Annotated in this window: 15 protein-coding genes; 8 read left to right on the forward strand and 7 right to left on the reverse strand. The window is 66.7% G+C overall.

The annotated features are described in order from the left end of the window. The first annotated feature begins 301 nt into the window (after window positions 1–301). Window positions 302–1,084 (forward strand): RluA family pseudouridine synthase, encoded by a 783-nt coding sequence (locus PWS46_RS25180; protein WP_434623587.1) that lies wholly within the window; start codon window positions 302–304, stop codon window positions 1,082–1,084. Between the two features lie 92 nt (window positions 1,085–1,176). Further along, on the forward strand, window positions 1,177–1,449 hold the full coding sequence (locus tag PWS46_RS25185) for a GNAT family N-acetyltransferase (protein WP_434623588.1): 273 nt from the start codon (window positions 1,177–1,179) through the stop codon (window positions 1,447–1,449). Window positions 1,450–1,545: 96 nt separating this feature from the next. Here the strand turns inward: PWS46_RS25185 and PWS46_RS25190 are convergent, their stop codons facing one another. From PWS46_RS25190 to PWS46_RS25200, 3 genes are all read right to left on the reverse strand, one after another. Continuing rightward, window positions 1,546–1,986 (reverse strand): STY0301 family protein, encoded by a 441-nt coding sequence (locus PWS46_RS25190; protein ID WP_434623589.1) that lies wholly within the window; start codon window positions 1,984–1,986, stop codon window positions 1,546–1,548. Continuing rightward, on the reverse strand, window positions 1,983–2,459 hold the full coding sequence (locus PWS46_RS25195; protein WP_434623590.1) for a BPSL0067 family protein: 477 nt from the start codon (window positions 2,457–2,459) through the stop codon (window positions 1,983–1,985). The genes PWS46_RS25190 and PWS46_RS25195 overlap by 4 nt, the downstream gene beginning before the upstream one ends. 144 nt (window positions 2,460–2,603) lie before the next feature. Continuing rightward, window positions 2,604–3,020, reverse strand: a complete 417-nt coding sequence (locus PWS46_RS25200; protein ID WP_434623591.1) for a hypothetical protein — start codon at window positions 3,018–3,020, stop codon at window positions 2,604–2,606. 111 nt (window positions 3,021–3,131) lie between these two features. Here PWS46_RS25200 and PWS46_RS25205 point away from each other — a divergent pair, with 111 nt between their 5' ends. Both PWS46_RS25205 and PWS46_RS25210 read left to right on the forward strand, forming a co-directional pair. After that, on the forward strand, window positions 3,132–4,436 hold the full coding sequence (locus PWS46_RS25205) for an O-antigen ligase family protein (protein ID WP_434623592.1): 1,305 nt from the start codon (window positions 3,132–3,134) through the stop codon (window positions 4,434–4,436). Continuing rightward, window positions 4,433–5,371: a glycosyltransferase family 9 protein gene (locus PWS46_RS25210; RefSeq protein WP_434623593.1), complete on the forward strand. Its 939-nt coding sequence runs from the start codon at window positions 4,433–4,435 to the stop codon at window positions 5,369–5,371. Before PWS46_RS25205 ends, PWS46_RS25210 begins: the two co-directional genes overlap by 4 nt. Here the strand turns inward: PWS46_RS25210 and PWS46_RS25215 are convergent. Beyond that, window positions 5,368–6,993: a phospholipid carrier-dependent glycosyltransferase gene (locus tag PWS46_RS25215; protein ID WP_434623594.1), complete on the reverse strand. Its 1,626-nt coding sequence runs from the start codon at window positions 6,991–6,993 to the stop codon at window positions 5,368–5,370. The two genes, PWS46_RS25210 and PWS46_RS25215, sit on opposite strands and share 4 nt — an antisense overlap. A 259-nt stretch (window positions 6,994–7,252) precedes the next feature. Between PWS46_RS25215 and PWS46_RS25220 the strand changes: the two genes are divergently transcribed. Next, a complete protein-coding gene (locus tag PWS46_RS25220) occupies window positions 7,253–7,690 on the forward strand; it encodes a DUF2934 domain-containing protein (RefSeq protein WP_434623595.1) in 438 nt (145 codons plus the stop codon). Between the two features lie 81 nt (window positions 7,691–7,771). After that, window positions 7,772–8,116, forward strand: a complete 345-nt coding sequence (locus PWS46_RS25225; RefSeq protein ID WP_434623596.1) for a four-helix bundle copper-binding protein — start codon at window positions 7,772–7,774, stop codon at window positions 8,114–8,116. Between the two features lie 26 nt (window positions 8,117–8,142). Here the strand turns inward: PWS46_RS25225 and PWS46_RS25230 are convergent, their stop codons facing one another. From PWS46_RS25230 to PWS46_RS25240, 3 genes are read right to left on the reverse strand one after another with little or no spacing between them, the layout of a single operon-like run. Next, window positions 8,143–9,687 (reverse strand): DHA2 family efflux MFS transporter permease subunit, encoded by a 1,545-nt coding sequence (locus tag PWS46_RS25230; RefSeq protein ID WP_434623597.1) that lies wholly within the window; start codon window positions 9,685–9,687, stop codon window positions 8,143–8,145. Window positions 9,688–9,699: 12 nt separating this feature from the next. After that, window positions 9,700–10,821: an HlyD family secretion protein gene (locus PWS46_RS25235; RefSeq protein WP_434623598.1), complete on the reverse strand. Its 1,122-nt coding sequence runs from the start codon at window positions 10,819–10,821 to the stop codon at window positions 9,700–9,702. 36 nt (window positions 10,822–10,857) lie between these two features. Beyond that, window positions 10,858–11,322 (reverse strand): MarR family winged helix-turn-helix transcriptional regulator, encoded by a 465-nt coding sequence (locus tag PWS46_RS25240; protein WP_434623599.1) that lies wholly within the window; start codon window positions 11,320–11,322, stop codon window positions 10,858–10,860. A 281-nt stretch (window positions 11,323–11,603) separates the two neighbouring features. Between PWS46_RS25240 and ilvD the strand changes: the two genes are divergently transcribed. Further along, the gene (gene ilvD / locus PWS46_RS25245; protein ID WP_434623600.1) at window positions 11,604–13,469 is read left to right on the forward strand and encodes a dihydroxy-acid dehydratase; all 1,866 of its coding nucleotides are present in this window, start codon (window positions 11,604–11,606) and stop codon (window positions 13,467–13,469) included. A gap of 238 nt (window positions 13,470–13,707) precedes the next feature. Next, window positions 13,708–16,848, forward strand: coding sequence for an ATP-binding protein (locus PWS46_RS25250; RefSeq protein ID WP_434623601.1), 3,141 nt, complete (start codon window positions 13,708–13,710; stop codon window positions 16,846–16,848). The last annotated feature ends 7 nt before the right edge of the window (window positions 16,849–16,855 follow it).

A 16,855-nucleotide genomic window follows, 5' to 3' on the forward strand; every position in this document is an offset into this window, starting at 1 on the left:
CCGCGACTGCGCAACAAACCTTCCGAGACCGGGCAAAAGGCTAGTCCCGGCGGCCGAAATCAAAAGAAAACCGGCCGAATGTCCTCGTACAAGCCGATCTTTATCCGCAAGGTCCGAAGTCGGCCCGGACCTTTCTCATAGGCAGTAACGCTTGGAAAAGCGCGGCAAACCACGGGCGCGACACCGTGCCGCTGGCATTCCGCCGCCATGCTTTGGCTATCGAACTTTCCGTATGACGCTCGATTGCGGATCTTGCGCGAATACTTGCGCAAGCGGCCCGCCGGCGGCCATGGTGCCGGCCATGATCTCCGACTCGCGTACCTCCTTCTTGCCGCCGCCGCCCTCGGCCACCCCACCCTCTTTGACGGCGGCCCAGTTGCATGCCCGCGTCCTGCACCGGGATACGGAGTGCTTCGTCATCGACAAGCCGGCCGGTCTGGCCGTCCACAAGGCCGGACGCATCACCGACCATCTGGAACTGTACCTGCCCCATCTCGCCGAGGCGGACGGCGACGGCCTGATCGGCGAGCCGCCGAAACTCGCCCACCGGCTGGACCGCGACACCGCCGGCTGCCTGATCCTGGGCCGCACCCCCTGGGCGCTGAAGCGCTTCGGCCAGATGTTCGCCGCCGGCCATGTGGAAAAGACCTATTGGGCGGTGGCGGAGGGCATCCCCGACGCCGATGCCGGCGTCATCGACCTGCCGCTGCTGAAGCGGATCGAACCCAAATCCTCGTTGGGAGCCTCGCGCTCCTCCTGGACCATCCTGCCCGACCCGGCCGGCCAGCCGGCGGTCACCGACTACCGGGTGCTGGGCACCAGCGCCGACGGCCGTTCCTGGCTGGAACTGCGCCCGCGCACCGGCCGCACCCACCAGATCCGCGTCCATTGCGCCGCCATCGGCTGCCCGCTGGTGGGGGAGCCCTTCTATGGCCCCGAACGCCGGCCGCCCGGCAACCTGCATCTGCTGGCCCGCTCCGTCGCCTTTCGCATGGCCTTCGAATTCTCTCCGGTCAGCGCCGTCGCCCCGGCGCCGGAGCATATGCGGGACGCCCTGTCGGTCTGCGGCTGGCAGGGAGCGTAAAGGCGCCCGCCGCGAAAAAAAGGGGGCTGCCGACCTGTTCGCCGCATCCCATTGTTAAGGGGAAAGACCCCACAACCGACGGAGCGTACAGGATGGGACAGGCGGTCACCAACAACCGCGAGATGAACCGGTTCGAACTGGCGGTCGGCAGCCAGACGGTTTTTGCCGACTACCGCCGCAACGGCCGGACCCTGGTGATTTCCTATGTCGAGGCCCCGCCCTCGCTGCGCGGCACCGGCGCCGCCGGCCGCCTGATGGCAGGCGTGGTCGAGACCGCCCGCACCGAGGGGCTGAAGATCGTCCCGCTCTGCGGCTACGCCGCGATGTGGATCAGGCGCAACCGGCACGACGATTTGCTGGCGTGAGGGGGGCTGACATTGTGTACACTGATGGGCCAGCGGGAACCGGGCACCACGCTTTTCCAATTGGCGAGTTGCCTCTGTTCGAGCAGATACGCACGATTAATCGCACTGCATGCCCGATAACGTCACATCGCTACGCGACTTTTGGAATCTCGCTGTGCAGGATTTCGTTCCACTGGGCAGCATGAACAGCAGATAGCCACTCGGATCATTGTACCGACAGATAACCATTACGCCGTCGCTGATCTCCTCTGAATTGAATAGCCAAGTCGTCGTAACTCTATCCCGTTTGCGTGTTTCCTTACTTGGAACAAGGATGATGGGGAATTCCGCCAACTCGTCGTTAGGATGACCATTAATCACCGCAGTTTCCGTCAGCGCGGCGCCAACCGGCAAACTGCCCTTCATTACCAAATAGGGAGAAAGGGAGCCTCCGATCTCCGTCGGACATGACAGATTAACAGCATTAGAACTGGCCGTTGGTGAAGCGGCTGCCACCGCGAGGCCAATCAAAGCCCGACGGATCGCTAATCCAATCATTTTTTTGGGCCATGCATCTTGTCACTCAGCACAACTGAATAATTTTCTGGATGATTAACAATGTTCGAGCTTTTACTCTTAATGCTGATTGTTCTTTTGCTAGGTTTGTGACCCAGCCATTGATCAATGACATGGATTCCATCTTTATCTTGCCCCATATATATCGCGGCATGGTTGCCGCTGCTCATACTTGGGTACTTGCCGTTAATAAATGTCGCAATGGCGGTTCCAACAGGAATGGTGGCGTTACCCCAGACATCTGGTCCTTTAATCCATTGCGATGTCGGGGGAGCGCCGGTGGCCTTCTGGACCAGTGCAACGCATTGCCCACTACCGACCGCTTTTCCTGCCTTCACATATGAGTCGGGATCGCTGGCAATATACATGCTCATGTGTTCCGCGGCCTTCTGAACACCGTCGGAAACCTTTGAAATTATTCCACGCAACGAAGAAATCATACCATTGTATTGCATTGAGTTTCTCCAAAAACAAAATTCATACAAATAAGAAACATAAATTTCGATTATAAATTTTCTGTTAATTTCATACTGTAATCTTTGCGCTTAATGATTTGTTTTTGAAAAATTTCCTACCTGCACCATGCCCGGTGGTTATCCTCAACGGAACCAGCTGGAAGCGTATCGAGCATCATCTGGATTCAGCATCTTTGACATTTCCCGAATCTTAAAACCGTTTCGCGTGAGGTTTTCAAAAACACCCACGCCGCTCCCGAAGCGGAAGAAGAAGTCGAACGCGATCGAGGCGGTCTTCCGATTTTTCACCCACCCTTTCCCCGTCCATCCAAATTCATGATAGGAACGCTGTCCTGAATTCGCCAAGAGGAAACCGCCATGCCCCGCCGGATGCCGCTCCCCCGATCTGCGTTCCCCACCAACGGCTTCACCCCCGATGAAATAGTGGAACAGCCCCCGGATTCCTGTTTCACACTGTTCCAAACGTTCCAACCGGCGCGGCCGGCCGGCCACCCCACCGCCGGATGAAACAATGGAACAGCACCCGCAACCCTGTTCCACGCTGTTCCAAATCCCCGGCCCGGCATCCCTTGCCGCCGACCGCGCGCCGTTGCTTTCGCGGCGGGAGTGCGGTTAAGTCCCCGCCGGTTTCCGCTGATCCGCGTCGAGTTCATGCCCGTCGAGTCCCTGGACGCCACCGCGTCGCGCCCCGCTCCCCCGTCTCCCGCCCCGCCCCCAGCCGGAAGCGGGGTCGATGCCGCGTTGCGGGGTCTGGCCGGGGCCGCCGCCCTGGTGCTGGGGCCGCTGGCGGCACTCGCCCCGCGCGGGCTGCCGGTCTGGGCCATCCTCGTGCTGCTGCTGTCGCTGGCCGGACTGGCCCGCCGTGGAGGATTTGGGCGCGGCACCTTCAGGCGCATCCTGCGGCTGACCCCGCCGGTCGCCGCGGTGGCGGCCTTCCTGCTGCTGGCACTCGTCTCCAGCCTGTGGAGCCCGTCCGACCGCGCGCTGGAGACGGTGCTGGAGATCGGCTACATCGCGCTCGGCACGCTGGCCGGCGGCGCCTGGATCGCCGGATTGCCGGCGGCCGACGCGCGGCGGCTGGGCGGGCTGTTCCTGGCCGGCGGGCTGGCCGGCGGGCTGCTGTTCGCGGTGGAGGCGGCGCTGGACTTCCCGCTGAACCGCTGGTGGAACGCCGTCCCCGACGACCAGTTGCCCAACCTGCTGAACGGCAATGTGCCGAAACGGACGGCGGCGCTGCTCTGCCTGCTGGTCTGGCCGGCCGCCCTGGCGGTCGACCGCTTCGGGCGGCGGACGCTGGCCCTGCTGGTGCCGGTGGGCTATGCGCTGGCCTGCCTGCCGCTGACCAGCCGGTCGGCCATGCTGGGCATCGCCGCCGGGCTGGTCACGCTGGCCGCCGCCCGCGCGTCGGCCCTGTGGACCCGCCGGCTGTTCGCCGCCGTGGTGACCGCCGCCTTCCTGCTGGTGCTGCCCGCCGCCCTGCTGTTCGCCGGCCCGCTCGACCTCGACCATTCGCCGCTGCTGTTCCGCTCCGCCCAGCACCGGGTCGAGATCTGGGGCCATGCGGCGGATCGCGCGCTGCGCACGCCGGTGTTCGGCCAGGGCATCGACGCCTCGCGCTCCCTGCCGCCGGAAGGGGCGGTGTCGGAGTTCTCGCCGATCGGCGACAGCCTGTTGCCGCTGCATCCCCACAACGCCTTCCTCCAGGTCTGGCTGGAGACCGGCGCGGTCGGGGCCGCGCTGGCCTTGGCCGTCATGCTGCTGCTGCTAGCCGCCACCGCCCGGCTGGACCGCCGCGACCAGCCCTTCGCGCTCGCCCTGTTCGCCACGGCGATGGCGATGGGCAGCACCGCCTACGGCATCTGGCAGCCCTGGTGGATGGCAGGTTTCCTTTCCGCCGCGCTGATGCTGCGGCTGGCAACCCGCATCGGGGCCCGTATCGGGGACAAGAATCGATGAACAAGCGCCCGCTCCGCATCCTGGTCATCAAGCTGGGCGCCTTCGGCGACTTCTTCCTGGCCCAGACGACCTTCGCCGCCATCCGCCGCCACCATGCCGGCGACCGTGTGACTCTGCTGACCCTGCCGTCCCTCGCCCCGCTCGCCCGGATGAGCGGCCTGTTCGACGAGGTGCTGGAGGACCCGCGCGAGCGCTCGCTGTCGGCCTATCTGGCGATCCGCAAGACTCTGCGCGCCCACCGCTTCGACCGCGTCTACGACCTCCAGGCGCAGACGCGCACCGACCTGTACCACCGGCTGCTGTTCCCCGGTCCCTGGCCGGAATGGTCGGGCACCGCCCATGGCGCCTCCCATCCCGACCGTTACGAGGGCCGGCGCAAGGTGCCGGTGCGCGACCGCTATGTCCGCCAGCTCGCCCCCTTCGGCATCGTGCCGGACGAGACGCCGGACCTGTCCTGGCTCGACGCCGACATCTCCAGGTTCGGACTGCCGGAGCGCTTCGCCCTGCTGGTCCCCGGCTCCTCCCCCGGACGGCCGGACAAGCGCTGGCCGGTCCGCCGCTATGCCGAGGTGGCGGCGGCGCTGGCCGGGCGCGGCGTCATTCCGGTGGTGATCGGCACGGGCATCGAGAGCGACCTCGCCCGCGGCATCGCGGAGTACTGCCCGCATGCGGTGGACCTGACCGACCGCACCAGCGTGCCGGAACTGGGCGGGCTGGCGCGCCGGGCCTGGGGGGCGGTCGGCAACGACACCGGCCCGACCCACCTGATCGCCGCGGTCGGCTGCCCCACCGTGGTGGTGTTCTCCGACGCCTCCGACCCGATCCACAGCACCGGCCCGCGCGTGCTGATCCACCACCGCCCCGACTTCGCCGACATCGACAGCGCCGGCGTGGTCGAGGCGCTGGACCGTGCGCGGGAGATGGGCGTCACCTAACGGCAGAAGGGAAACGGCGCCACCTTGGGCATGTAGATCGGGATCCACTCGCAATGGGTCGCCGGGTTGGGCAGCTTGCGGGTCTCGATGATCGGCCAGGCATGGGCGGCAATCACCACCAGCGCCACGCCCCCCAGGATCCAGCGCCGCGGCTTCTTGCCGTCCAGCAGCCCCGGCATCCGCGCCAGCACCCAGGCGGCCGACAGGATCGCCAGCGGATCGGTGTAGGCGGCATAGGCGCGCTGGAACCCGCGCAGCGAGAACAGCGCCTCCAGCCCCCAGGCGACCAGCAGCAGGAACAGCGCCTGCACCGCGGCCAGCCTCTCCCCCCGCCGCCACAGCACCACCGCCCCGGCAAGCGCGAACCACTCCACGATGATGGTCTGCGGGATGTTGTCGGGGTGCAGGACGATGGTGCGGATCGCCAGCGTGCGGCCGATGCCGGCCAGCAGCAGCGCCAGCGTCCCCTGCCCCACCACGTTGCCCTGCCCCTGCAGCTCCGCCCCATGCCGCCAGGAGGAGAAGACGAACATGTGCTCGACGAAGTTCGCCACGGCGATGGCGTTCTGCTCGTTCCAGCGGATGTCGAGCGCCAGCAGCCCGGCCGCCAGCCCCAGCAGCACCGCCGCCGCTCCCGCCACCGTGCGGGCGACCGGCACCCGGTGCACCGCCGCATGGACCAGGATGCCGACCAGCACCCAGCCGGCGACGATGCTCTGGTATCCACCGCCCGACAGCCCGCCGCCGACGGGGGTATAGGGATAGACCGCCCGCCCCCAGCCGGCCAACCCCGCCTGGATCAGCCCGAAGGCCGGCACCGCCGCCGCGGCCGCCAGCAGCCCGACCACGGCCGCCACGCCCCAGGCCGGTACGGGCGCGGTCTCAGGCTCTGCGCGCCGCCCGAACAGGATCGCCGCCACCGGCAACCCCATCGCCAGGAACACCGCCTGCACCTTGGTCACCATGGCCAGCCCGACCAGCAGACCGCCCAGCGCCAGCTGCAGCAGCGACGCGCCGCCGCACGGCCTGCCCTCCGCCGGCCGCACCGCCCGCAGGACCAGCAGCAGCCCCAGCACGACGAAGCCCGCCGACAGCAGGTCGGTGCGCATCTGCCGCCCCTGCGCCGTCAGACCGACACCGAAGGCCAGCAGCACCCCGGCCAGCAGCGCCACCCGCCGATCGCCCAGCAGCCCGCGCAGCAGCGTGGCGTAGCTGACGGCGAAGGCGGCGGTCAGCAGGATCGACAGCGCGCGTCCGGCCTGGACCAGCGACTGCCAGACCGCCTGCGTCGCCGCCACGTCGCTGCCCGGCGGCAGGGCCGACAGGGTGGCGACCGGCAGCAGACCGACCGCATGCAGCAGCCGGTACCAGACGTCGATCACCAGGAAATAGCCGTAGCCGGGATGGTCGAAATACTCCTGCGGCAGCCCGTCGCCGAACAGCAGCCCATGATAGGCAAGCACCAGATCCTGGTCCGAATGCACCCAGTAGGGCAGCCGGAACCCGACCAGCAATACCGACAGCGCCATCGCCGCAGCCAGCCCCAGGCACAGCAGCCACCAGGGCGCCGCCGCGACACGGTCGAGCAGGGAGGGACGGGCGACGGAGTGTGCAGGCGTCATGATGGGCTGCGCTCACGGTTCAGGTCGGCGGGCGCCTTGTGGCATGGAAATGAAGGATTGGGAACCATCTCCCGTTCCCGCTGGGAACCAGTCCGATCCTTGCGGTGTTGCCCTCATGAAACGGCGGAGTCGGGAGTCTCCGCCTCTTTCGTGGTGCCTCGCACGAGTGGCTTTGCAACGTCGGCGGGTCGCTGCCACAAAATGCGGTATGGCAGGCGCGCCGGGCAGACAAATGCCGGACAGACACATGGGGGACTCGATGGCCGATACCGACGACATCCTGGAGCGTATCCGACGCCGCGCCCACGAGTTGTGGGAAAGCGAAGGCCGTCCGCACGGCCGCGATTCCGATCATTGGACCCAGGCGGAAGCGGAAATCCGCGGCGCCGGCGCGCTGGAGCCGACCGAAAAGGCTGCCGGATCGCGCAAGAAGCCTCCCATCTCCAAGGCCACTTCCAAGGCCGCCGGCAAGAGCACCCGCGCCGCCGCCGAATCCCTGTCCGAAGTCGCGAGCACCCCGGCGGAGAGCGCCAAGCCCGCCCCCGCCAAGCCGGCGAAGGCCAAACAGAACGCCCCCAAGGCGAAGGCCGAGGATGCCCCCAAGGCAGCGGCCGGCAAGACCACCGCCAAGACAACCCCCACCAAGTCTCCGCGCAGCCCGAAGAAGGACGGCGGCAAGAGCGCATCGGCCGACTGACGCCACCACCCGCCGGCGGAACCCTGCGGCCCCGGAGCCGGTTGTCAGGTCCATCCTGCAATCTTCTCCGGAGGACCTGTCATGGCCGGCACGCCGTCGATGGACGACTGCATCCGCAACTGCACCGACTGCCACACGATCTGCCTGGAAACCGTCGCGCATTGCCTGAGCAAGGGCGGTGCGCATGCGGAGGCCGGGCATATCCGCCTGCTGCTGGACTGCGTCGACATCTGCCGCACCAGCGCGGATTTCATGATCCGCGGCTCCCGCTTCCATCACCTGGCCTGCGGCGCCTGCGCCGAGATCTGTGCGGCCTGTGCCGACGACTGCGACCGCATGGCCGACGACCCGATGATGAAGCGGTGCGCCGAGATGTGCCGCCGCTGCGCCGAAAGCTGCCGCTCGATGTCGACCATGGCCGCCTGATCCGGCCATCCGATTGCGGCGGTCCCCTACTCCATCACCGCCGCTTCCTCCGGCGCCGGAGCCCCCGCCTTCGGCCGCCGGAGCAGCAGCAGCATCGGGATCACCAGCAGCGCGACATACATCATCAGCTTGAAGTCGTCGATGTAGGCGATCATCGCCGCCTGCTGCGTGACCTGGGCGTTCAGCATCGCCAGCGCTTGTGGTGAGGCTGTGAGCTGCTCCGTCATCGCCTGGGAGAACGGTGTCAGGTGCGCGGACAGGCTGGCATGGTTGACCTGGGTGTTCTGCGACAGCAGGGTCATCACCACCGAGATGCCGACGCTGCTGCCCAGGTTGCGGACCAGACTGAACAGGCTGGCGGCGTCGGTGCGCAGCCGCGGCTCCAGCGTGGCGAAGGCGATGGTGCTGAGCGGCACGAAGACCAGGCCCAATCCCAGCCCCTGCACCACGCCGCTGATGATGACCGGCTCGCGGTCCATCACGATGGTGAAGCCGGTCATGGACCACAGCGACCAGCTGGTCAGCAGCACGCCGGCCAGGATCAGCAGCCGCGCGTCCACCTTGCGCACCAGCCGTCCGACCGCCAGCATCGAGATCATCGTACCGACGCCGCGCGGCGCCAGCACCAGCCCGGTGGTGACCGTGGGGTAGCCCAGCAGGTTCTGCAGCATCGGCGGCAGCAGCGCCATGGTCGCCAGCAGGATCACGCCGATCACGAAGATCAGGATCAGACCGGTGACGAAGTTGCGGTCGCGCAGCAGCGCCGGGTCGATGAAGGGCTCGGTTCTCGTGTTGCCGTGGGCGGTGGCGATGTGGATCGCGAAGATCCAGAAGGCGCAGGCGGCCAGCGCCGTCTCGATCCAGATCTCGGTCGCACCGAACCAGTCCAGCTGCTCGCCGCGGTCCAGAAGCATCTGGAAGGCGCCGACCGCCAGCCCCAGCATGGCGAAGCCGAAGAAATCGAAGCCGCGCTGCCGGCCCTTGGTCTCGTGCAGGAAGACCAGCATGCCGAAGAAGGCCAAGAGCCCGACCGGCAGGTTGATGTAGAAGACCCAGCGCCAGCTGAAGCTGTCGGTCAGCCAGCCGCCCAGCGTCGGCCCGGCGATGGGGCCGACCATGATGCCGGCGCCCCACAGCGCCATCGCCTGCCCGTGCCGCTCCTTCGGGTTGATGTCCAGCAGCACGGACTGCGACAGCGGCACCAGGGCCGCCCCAAAAATGCCCTGCACCAGCCGGAAAGCGACCATCTGCGTCAGGCTGCCGGCCAACCCGCACAGTACCGACGCCGCGGTGAAGCCCGCCACCGCGATCAGGAACAGCCGCTTGCGTCCGAACCGGTCGGCCATCCAGCCGGTGGCCGGCGTCGCGATGGCCGCGGCGACGATGTAGGAGGTCAGCACCCAGGTGATGGTGTCCTGCGCCGCCCCCAGGCTGCCCTGCATGCTGGGCAGGGCGACGTTGGCGATGGTGGTGTCCAGCACCTGCATGATGGTGGCGAGCATGATCGACACGGTGATCATGCCGCGGTGCTTCACCTCATGCGGGGCGGCAGGGGATTGGGGGACGGCCATGGATGGAGTGCCTTACCGGATCGCCGCGACCGCGCTGCCGATCACGCCGGGCAGCGGCCGGCTGTAATGGGTGTCGACCTCCACATCGGCGCTCAGGCCGGTGCGCAGCGGCACAGCGGCGGCATCGGTTCCGTCGATGCGCAGACGAACCGGCACGCGCTGCACCACCTTCACCCAGTTGCCGGTGGCGTTCTGGGCAGGCAGGACCGAAAATTCCGATCCGGTGCCGGCGCCTATGCTCTCGACATGGGCGGTCAGGGTGCGCCCGGAATAGGCATCCAGCACCACGGTCGCGGTCTGGCCGACCGCCATGTGGGTCAGGTCGGTTTCCTTGAAATTGGCCTCGACCCAGCTCGACCCGCTCATCACCAGACTGACCGCCGACAGCCCGACCGAGGCATATTGCCCGACCAGCAGCCGGTCGGTCTGGCTGACCACGCCGTCGGCCGGCGCCGTCACCACCGTGTGGTCCAGGTCGCGCTGCGCCGTCGCCTTCTTCGCCAGCGCCTCCAGCACCATCGGATGGCGGTCGGTGGGAATGTCGGGATCGCCGCCCAGCGCGGCGCGGGCGCTGACCACCGCCTGCTTTTCCGTGTTCAGGTCCTGCTGTGCCGACATCAGGTCGTGGCGCACGGAATCATAGGTCGCACGCGCGGCGACACCGGTCTTCAGCAGGTCCTGCTGGCGCTGGAATTCGCGCTGCTCGAAGGCGACCTTCTCCTCCGCTGCGGCCTGCTTGGCCTGCGCCTCGCCCAGGTCGGCGCGCAACTGCTCCACCTTCAGCCGGGCCGAGGCGAGCGCGGCGTCCGCCTGCTGCAACGCCAGCCGGTAAGGCTCGTCATCGATGCGGAACAGCAGGTCGCCGCGATGGACCGGCTGGTTCTCGCGCACCGCCACCTCGACGATACGGCCGGAGACGTCCGGGCTGATCGTCACCTTGTCCTGCTGGACATAGGCGTTGTCGGTCGAGACATAGCGCCCGCCGACGACATACTCATAGCCGCCGCCGACCGCCACCAGCAGCGGCAGGGCGGCCATCAGAACCCAGCGGCGCCAGCGCGCCCTGCGGACGGGCTTGGCGGCCGGTTGAGCGGCAGGACGGGTTTCGGTATCGCGGTCGGTCACGGCGGTCATTGCGGTCGGGTCCCGAAGGAAGAAAAACGGAATGCGTCAGGCTTTGGCAGCGATCTTCTCGGCCGCCTTCTTCTCGGCGGGTTCGGTCCGGCGGTCGGACAGGTTGGCGCGCATGTGGGCCAGCATCTCGACCAGCTTGGCCTCGGCATCGGACGGCAGACCGGCCAGCGCCTCCGCATAAATCCCGGTGGCGAGCGCCCGGCCCTGCTCCAGCACCGCATGCGCCTTCGGCGTCAGGTGCGGCAGCCGGGCGCGCCGGTCGGTCGGATCGGCGCGGCGTTCGATCCAGCCGCCCTCCTCCATGCGGTCGATCTGACGGCAGAGCGTGATCGGCTCGATCTCCAGCAGATCGGCCAGCGCCGCCTGCTTGATCCCCTCGTTCCGCGCCAGCGTGGCGATCACCGACCACTGCGCGCGGGTCAGTCCGAGATGGCGGGCGCGCTGGTCGAAACGGACGCGCATCATGCGCGCCGTATCGGTCAGGACTGCACCCAATGTCATCGAATGGGGGCTCATCGAGTGAGGGTTTGCAGAGCGGGCATCGGCGGAGGCGGACATCGGCATATCATAAGCTTGCTTATCGGTATCGATGAATTAATAAGCCTGCTTATCATCGGCAATCCTCGCGGCGCGCATGGCAGGGCCACGCCGATGTCGCGCCTCCGGCGCCTGAGAAAGGATTGCGCCTCTGGCGCGCGCGACAGGAGATTGCTAAGGTGCCCACCCGTTTCGTTCCATTCCTTTCGCCAACTCGCCCAAATCGACCAGCTGAGGACCGATCCATGCCGCACTACCGTTCCCGCACCTCCACCCACGGCCGCAACATGGCGGGCGCGCGCGGCCTGTGGCGGGCGACCGGCATGAAGGACGGCGATTTCGGCAAGCCGATCATCGCCATCGCCAACTCCTTCACCCAGTTCGTCCCCGGACACGTCCACCTGAAGGATCTGGGCCAGCTGGTCGCGCGCGAGATCGAGAAGGCCGGGGGCGTGGCGAAGGAGTTCAACACCATCGCGGTCGACGACGGCATCGCCATGGGCCATGGCGGCATGCTGTACAGCCTGCCCTCGCGCGAGCTGATCGCCGACGCGGTGGAATACATGGCGAACGCCCACTGCGCCGACGCGCTGGTCTGCATCTCCAACTGCGACAAGATCACACCCGGCATGCTGATGGCCGCGATGCGCCTGAACATCCCGGCGGTCTTCGTCTCCGGCGGCCCGATGGAGGCCGGCAAGGTCAAGTGGCGCGGCAAGGTCAAGTCGGTCGACCTGATCGACGCCATGGTCGCCGCCGCCGACCCGACCGTCTCCGACGAAGAGGCGGCGGAGATGGAGCGCGGCTCCTGCCCGACCTGCGGCTCCTGCTCCGGCATGTTCACCGCCAACTCGATGAACTGCCTGACCGAAGCGCTGGGCCTGTCGTTGCCCGGCAACGGCACCATCCTGGCGACCCATGCCGACCGCAAGGAGCTGTTCCTCGCCGCCGGCCGCCTCGCCGTCGATCTCTGCCGCCGCTGGTACCAGGAGGAGGACGCCACCGCCCTGCCGCGCGGCATCGCCACCAAGGCGGCCTTCGAGAATGCTATGACTCTCGACATCGCGATGGGCGGTTCGACCAACACCGTCCTGCACATCCTGGCCGCGGCGCAGGAAGGCGGCATCGACTTCACGATGGCCGATATCGACCGGCTGTCGCGCCACGTCCCCAACGTCTGCAAGGTCGCCCCGGCGGTGTCCGACGTCCATATCGAGGACGTGCATCGCGCCGGCGGCATCTTCGGCATCCTGGGCGAACTGGACCGCGCCGGCCTGCTGAACCGCGAGGCGCCGACCGTCCATGCCCCGACGCTGGGCGACGCGCTGGACCGCTGGGACGTGATGCGCACGCAGGACCAGTCCGTCCACACCCTGTACCGGGCTGCGCCCGGCGGCATCCCGACCGTCGTGCCCTTCAGCCAGGAACGCCGCTGGCCGGAACTGGACCTCGACCGTGAGAAGGGCGTGATCCGCAAGGCCGAGAACGCCTTCAGCCAGGACGGCGGCCTCGCCGTGCTGTACGGCAACATCGCGGAGAACGGCTGCATCGTGAAGACGGCGGGCGTCGATGCCTCCAACCTCGTCTTCGCCGGCCCGGCCCGCGTGTTCGAGAGCCAGGACGACGCCGTCGCCGGCATCCTGGGCGACGTCGTCAAGGCGGGCGAGGTGGTGATCATCCGCTACGAGGGTCCGCGCGGCGGCCCCGGCATGCAGGAAATGCTGTACCCGACCAGCTACCTGAAGTCGAAGGGGCTGGGCAAGGCTTGCGCGCTGGTCACGGACGGCCGCTTCTCCGGCGGCACGTCGGGCCTGTCGATCGGCCATGTCTCGCCGGAAGCGGCGCAGGGCGGCGCCATCGGCTTGGTGCAGGACGGCGACCGCATCGAGATCGACATCCCCAACCGCATCATCCGCCTTGCCGTCGAAGACCAGGAGATGCAGCGCCGCCGCGATGCGATGAACGCGAAGGGTGTGGATGCCTGGAAGCCGGCCAGCCGCGACCGCGTGGTCTCTCCGGCGCTCCGCGCCTACGCCGCCCTGACGACCAGCGCCGACCGCGGCGCCGTGCGCGACGTTTCCCAGGTGGAGAATATCGCCGTCCGGCGCTGAGCCGGGTTTGCCCGGCCAGCGTCAACCGCGGCCGAGTCAGGCACAACGGATATTCATCACAAGTAACAATCAAGGCGCCGCGCAAGTCGCGGCGCTTTCTTTTTGCCCCGAATTACATACACCGATATGTTGGCTTCCGCCTGCGCGAAAATCTTAGGGCGATACATCGCTCGGATGTTCGCAAAATTCGAATTGCATGCTCTAATATGCCAACGCGAATTCCGCAAAGGGGGCGGACATGGCGGACACCATGTTGGGCACAGCGACGGACGAAGGCCGTCCTTGGCAGGATGCATCACGCCTGCCGGGCGACAAGCCGCGCGAGCGCAAGGTGGTAACGGCGATGTTCGTCGACATCGTCCGCTCGTCCGCCATCGTGGCCGGCCGTGATCCGGAGGATGCGGACGACCTGCTCCTCTCCATCCTGGATCGCGTGACGGAGGCGGTGCCGCGTTTCGAGGGCACGGTGACGCAGATGCTGGGCGATGGTTTCCTGGCGACCTTCGGCGCCCCCGGCGCCAAGGAGGACCACGCCCTGCGCGCCTGCCTGGCCGCCCAGGACATCCTCAGCGCCACCCGCGACGAGCATGGAAAGCCGCTTTTCCAGATCCGCATCGGCATCAGTTCCGGCGACGCCGTGACCCATGTCGTGACCAACGGCCTGTGGACCGACTATCGTGCCGTCGGTGAATGCGTGCACATGGCCGCCAAGCTGCAGCAGCGCGCCGCCTCCGACACCGCTCAGCTCAGCCGCGACACGCTGGACCTGATCCCCGTCGGCGTGACGGCACGCCCGATGGGAAGCCTGCGTTTGTCCGACGAGGTGGAGCCGATGCCCGCCTTCCTGCTCGACGGAGCCCGCGCCGTCCGCCGCACCGCCACCGACCTGCTGTCCGCCACCGACGCCCCCTATGTCGGCCGCGAGCAGGAGGTGGCGACCCTGTTCGCCATCGCCGATTCGGTAGAGGCCGGGGCGCCGGCCCAACTCCTGCTGCAAGGGGATGCCGGGATCGGCAAATCGCGGCTGGTGGGGGAGTTTCTGCGCGATCCGCGCAGCCGGCGCTGGACGCTGCTGCAATGGCCGCAGATGCCGATCCGCCGGCTGGCCGATCCCGACGACCTCGAAGCGGTTGCGCTGAGCCTGGCGGAGCAGGTCGCGGGCCGTGCCAGCGAGGAAGGCGTCGGCTGGGTGTGCGAGGCCGCAGGCCGCCGCTCCGGTTCGCTGGCGGGCGACGCCGTGCGGGCGCTGTTCGGCCTGCCGGGGCTCGACCCGCTGTGGAGCGGCCTTGATGCGGCGCAACGCCTGTCGCTGGGCATCGAAGGGCTGGTTGGGGCGACGCTTGAACTCGCGGGTCCGGTTCCAACGCATGATGTCGCCGAGACCGATGGCGAGGGGGTCGTGGGCCGGCCGCTGCTGGTGCTGGTGGAGGATGCGCATTGGGCGCGGCCAGTGATGGTGCGGCTGCTGGATCGGCTGGCGGAGGCGCTGCCGGGGTCCGGGTCGCGCCTGCTGCTGCTCGCCACCCGGCGACCGCCGCCGTTGGGGCCGGAATCGCGGGAACAGGGCTGGAACGGCCGGCCGGGCGGGCGGCGCATGGAATTGGGCATGCTGTCGCCGGATCAGGTACAGAGTTTCCTGGCCCATTGGCTGGGGCCGGACTGGTCGCTGGTGGAGTTGAAGGCCCAGGTCGCCACCCGCTGCCAGGGCGTTCCGCTTTATCTGGAAGAGGTTCTGCGCACGCTGGAGACAGCCAATGCCATCGAAGGCACGCCGGGCTCCTACCGGCTGATCGACCCGCTGGTGGTCGACAAGTTGCCGCGCACGCTGCATGCGCTGCTGGGCGAGCGCATGGACCTGATGACGCTCGAGCGGCGCCGGCTACTGATGAATGCCGCCGTGATCGGAACCACCTTCGATGTCGGGCTGCTGCAGGCGCTGACCTGCCTGCCCATGCCGGTCCTGTCCGACATTCTGGCCTATCTGGAGCGCGCCGGCTTCGTGCTGCGCACCCGCCTGCTGCCCAACCTGGAATATTCCTTCAAGCATGCGCTGATCCAGGAGGTCGCCTACGCCACCCTGACCAAGTCCGACCGCCGGGCGCTTCATGCCCGCGTGCTGGAGGCGCTGCGCCACCGCCGCGACGCCGACCTGCCCAACCGCCTGGACCTGCTGGCCCACCACTCCTTCAAGGCGGAAAACTGGCCGGCCGCACACCTGTTCGGCCGGCGGGCGGGCGTGCGGGCGGAACTGCGCTCCCGGTTGGAGGACGCAAGCCGGCATTACCGAAACGCCTTGACTGCGCTTGACCGCTGCCCGGACACGCCACGCAACCGACTGCGGCGGATCGACGGCTCCATCGCTTTGGCTCGCGCCAATCTTCCGCGCGGCCTCACCGACTCCAACGAATTGCTTGAACGGGCGCGACAACTAGCTCTATCGATCCCCGATGCAAGACGGTATGCAAGGACCTCGTCTATGCTCGCTGCCATTGAATGGCCCCATGGCCACATTGACCGAGCTATCGAATTCAGTCAGCAAGGCTTACAGGCTGACGATGGGAATTTTGATCTGAACACCCGCATTCAGCTGTTAAGTCGGCTTGGCGGCATCCTGACAGAAAAAGGCCATTTCACCGAAGGTCGGGACATTTTGCAGGCCGCGCGGCATCTGCTCGCAATGGATCGCAAGCTTGAGAGATTCGGCCTTGCTGTCATTGGTAAGGTAGGAATTTGTGCAAATCTCGCCCGCAGCCATGCTGAGATCGGTGAGTCCGATGAAGCCATTGCGGCCGCGGTAGAAGCCGTTGAAGCCGCAGAAAAAAGCTTGCACAATTTTTCCATGCTTTTTGCTTATGAGCATATGGGTTGGTCTTGCCTACTGTTAGACAAGCCGGAAAGTGCCCTCTCGTACCTCACGTTAGCACATGACCTTTGCGAAATCACAAAATCAAAATTGCACAAGGCATTTCTGCTTGGCGCAAGTGCCTATGCACACGCCTTGAGTGGCGACATAGAAAATAGCATGCGGCTTTTTTCTCAAGCGCTCTTATTTGCACAGCAAGAGCGAGCATGTGCCTACCTGAACCAAGTTCATTTATGGTACGGAGAAACATGTCTGCTCACAGGGGATACGCAGAACGCCCGCCAATACGCGCGCTTAGTCCAGGCATCCGCTGAAAAAACTGGTCGAATCGGCTATTCAGTAAAAGCGGTGGCACTTGATGCCCAAGCAGCTTTTATCTGTAATCACGGCGATAGGCAAACGGCCGAAGCCTTAAAACGGGCGGAACGAAGTGCATTGAACCTATCTATGAACCGGCTTGCCGCCCGTTGCACGCGCTTGCGCATTTCAGAGGTGATCGACGGTTATCACTACTAATTCAGAG

This window comes from Azospirillum sp. B2RO_4 (genome assembly GCF_051124815.1).
GTDB lineage: Bacteria > Pseudomonadota > Alphaproteobacteria > Azospirillales > Azospirillaceae > Azospirillum.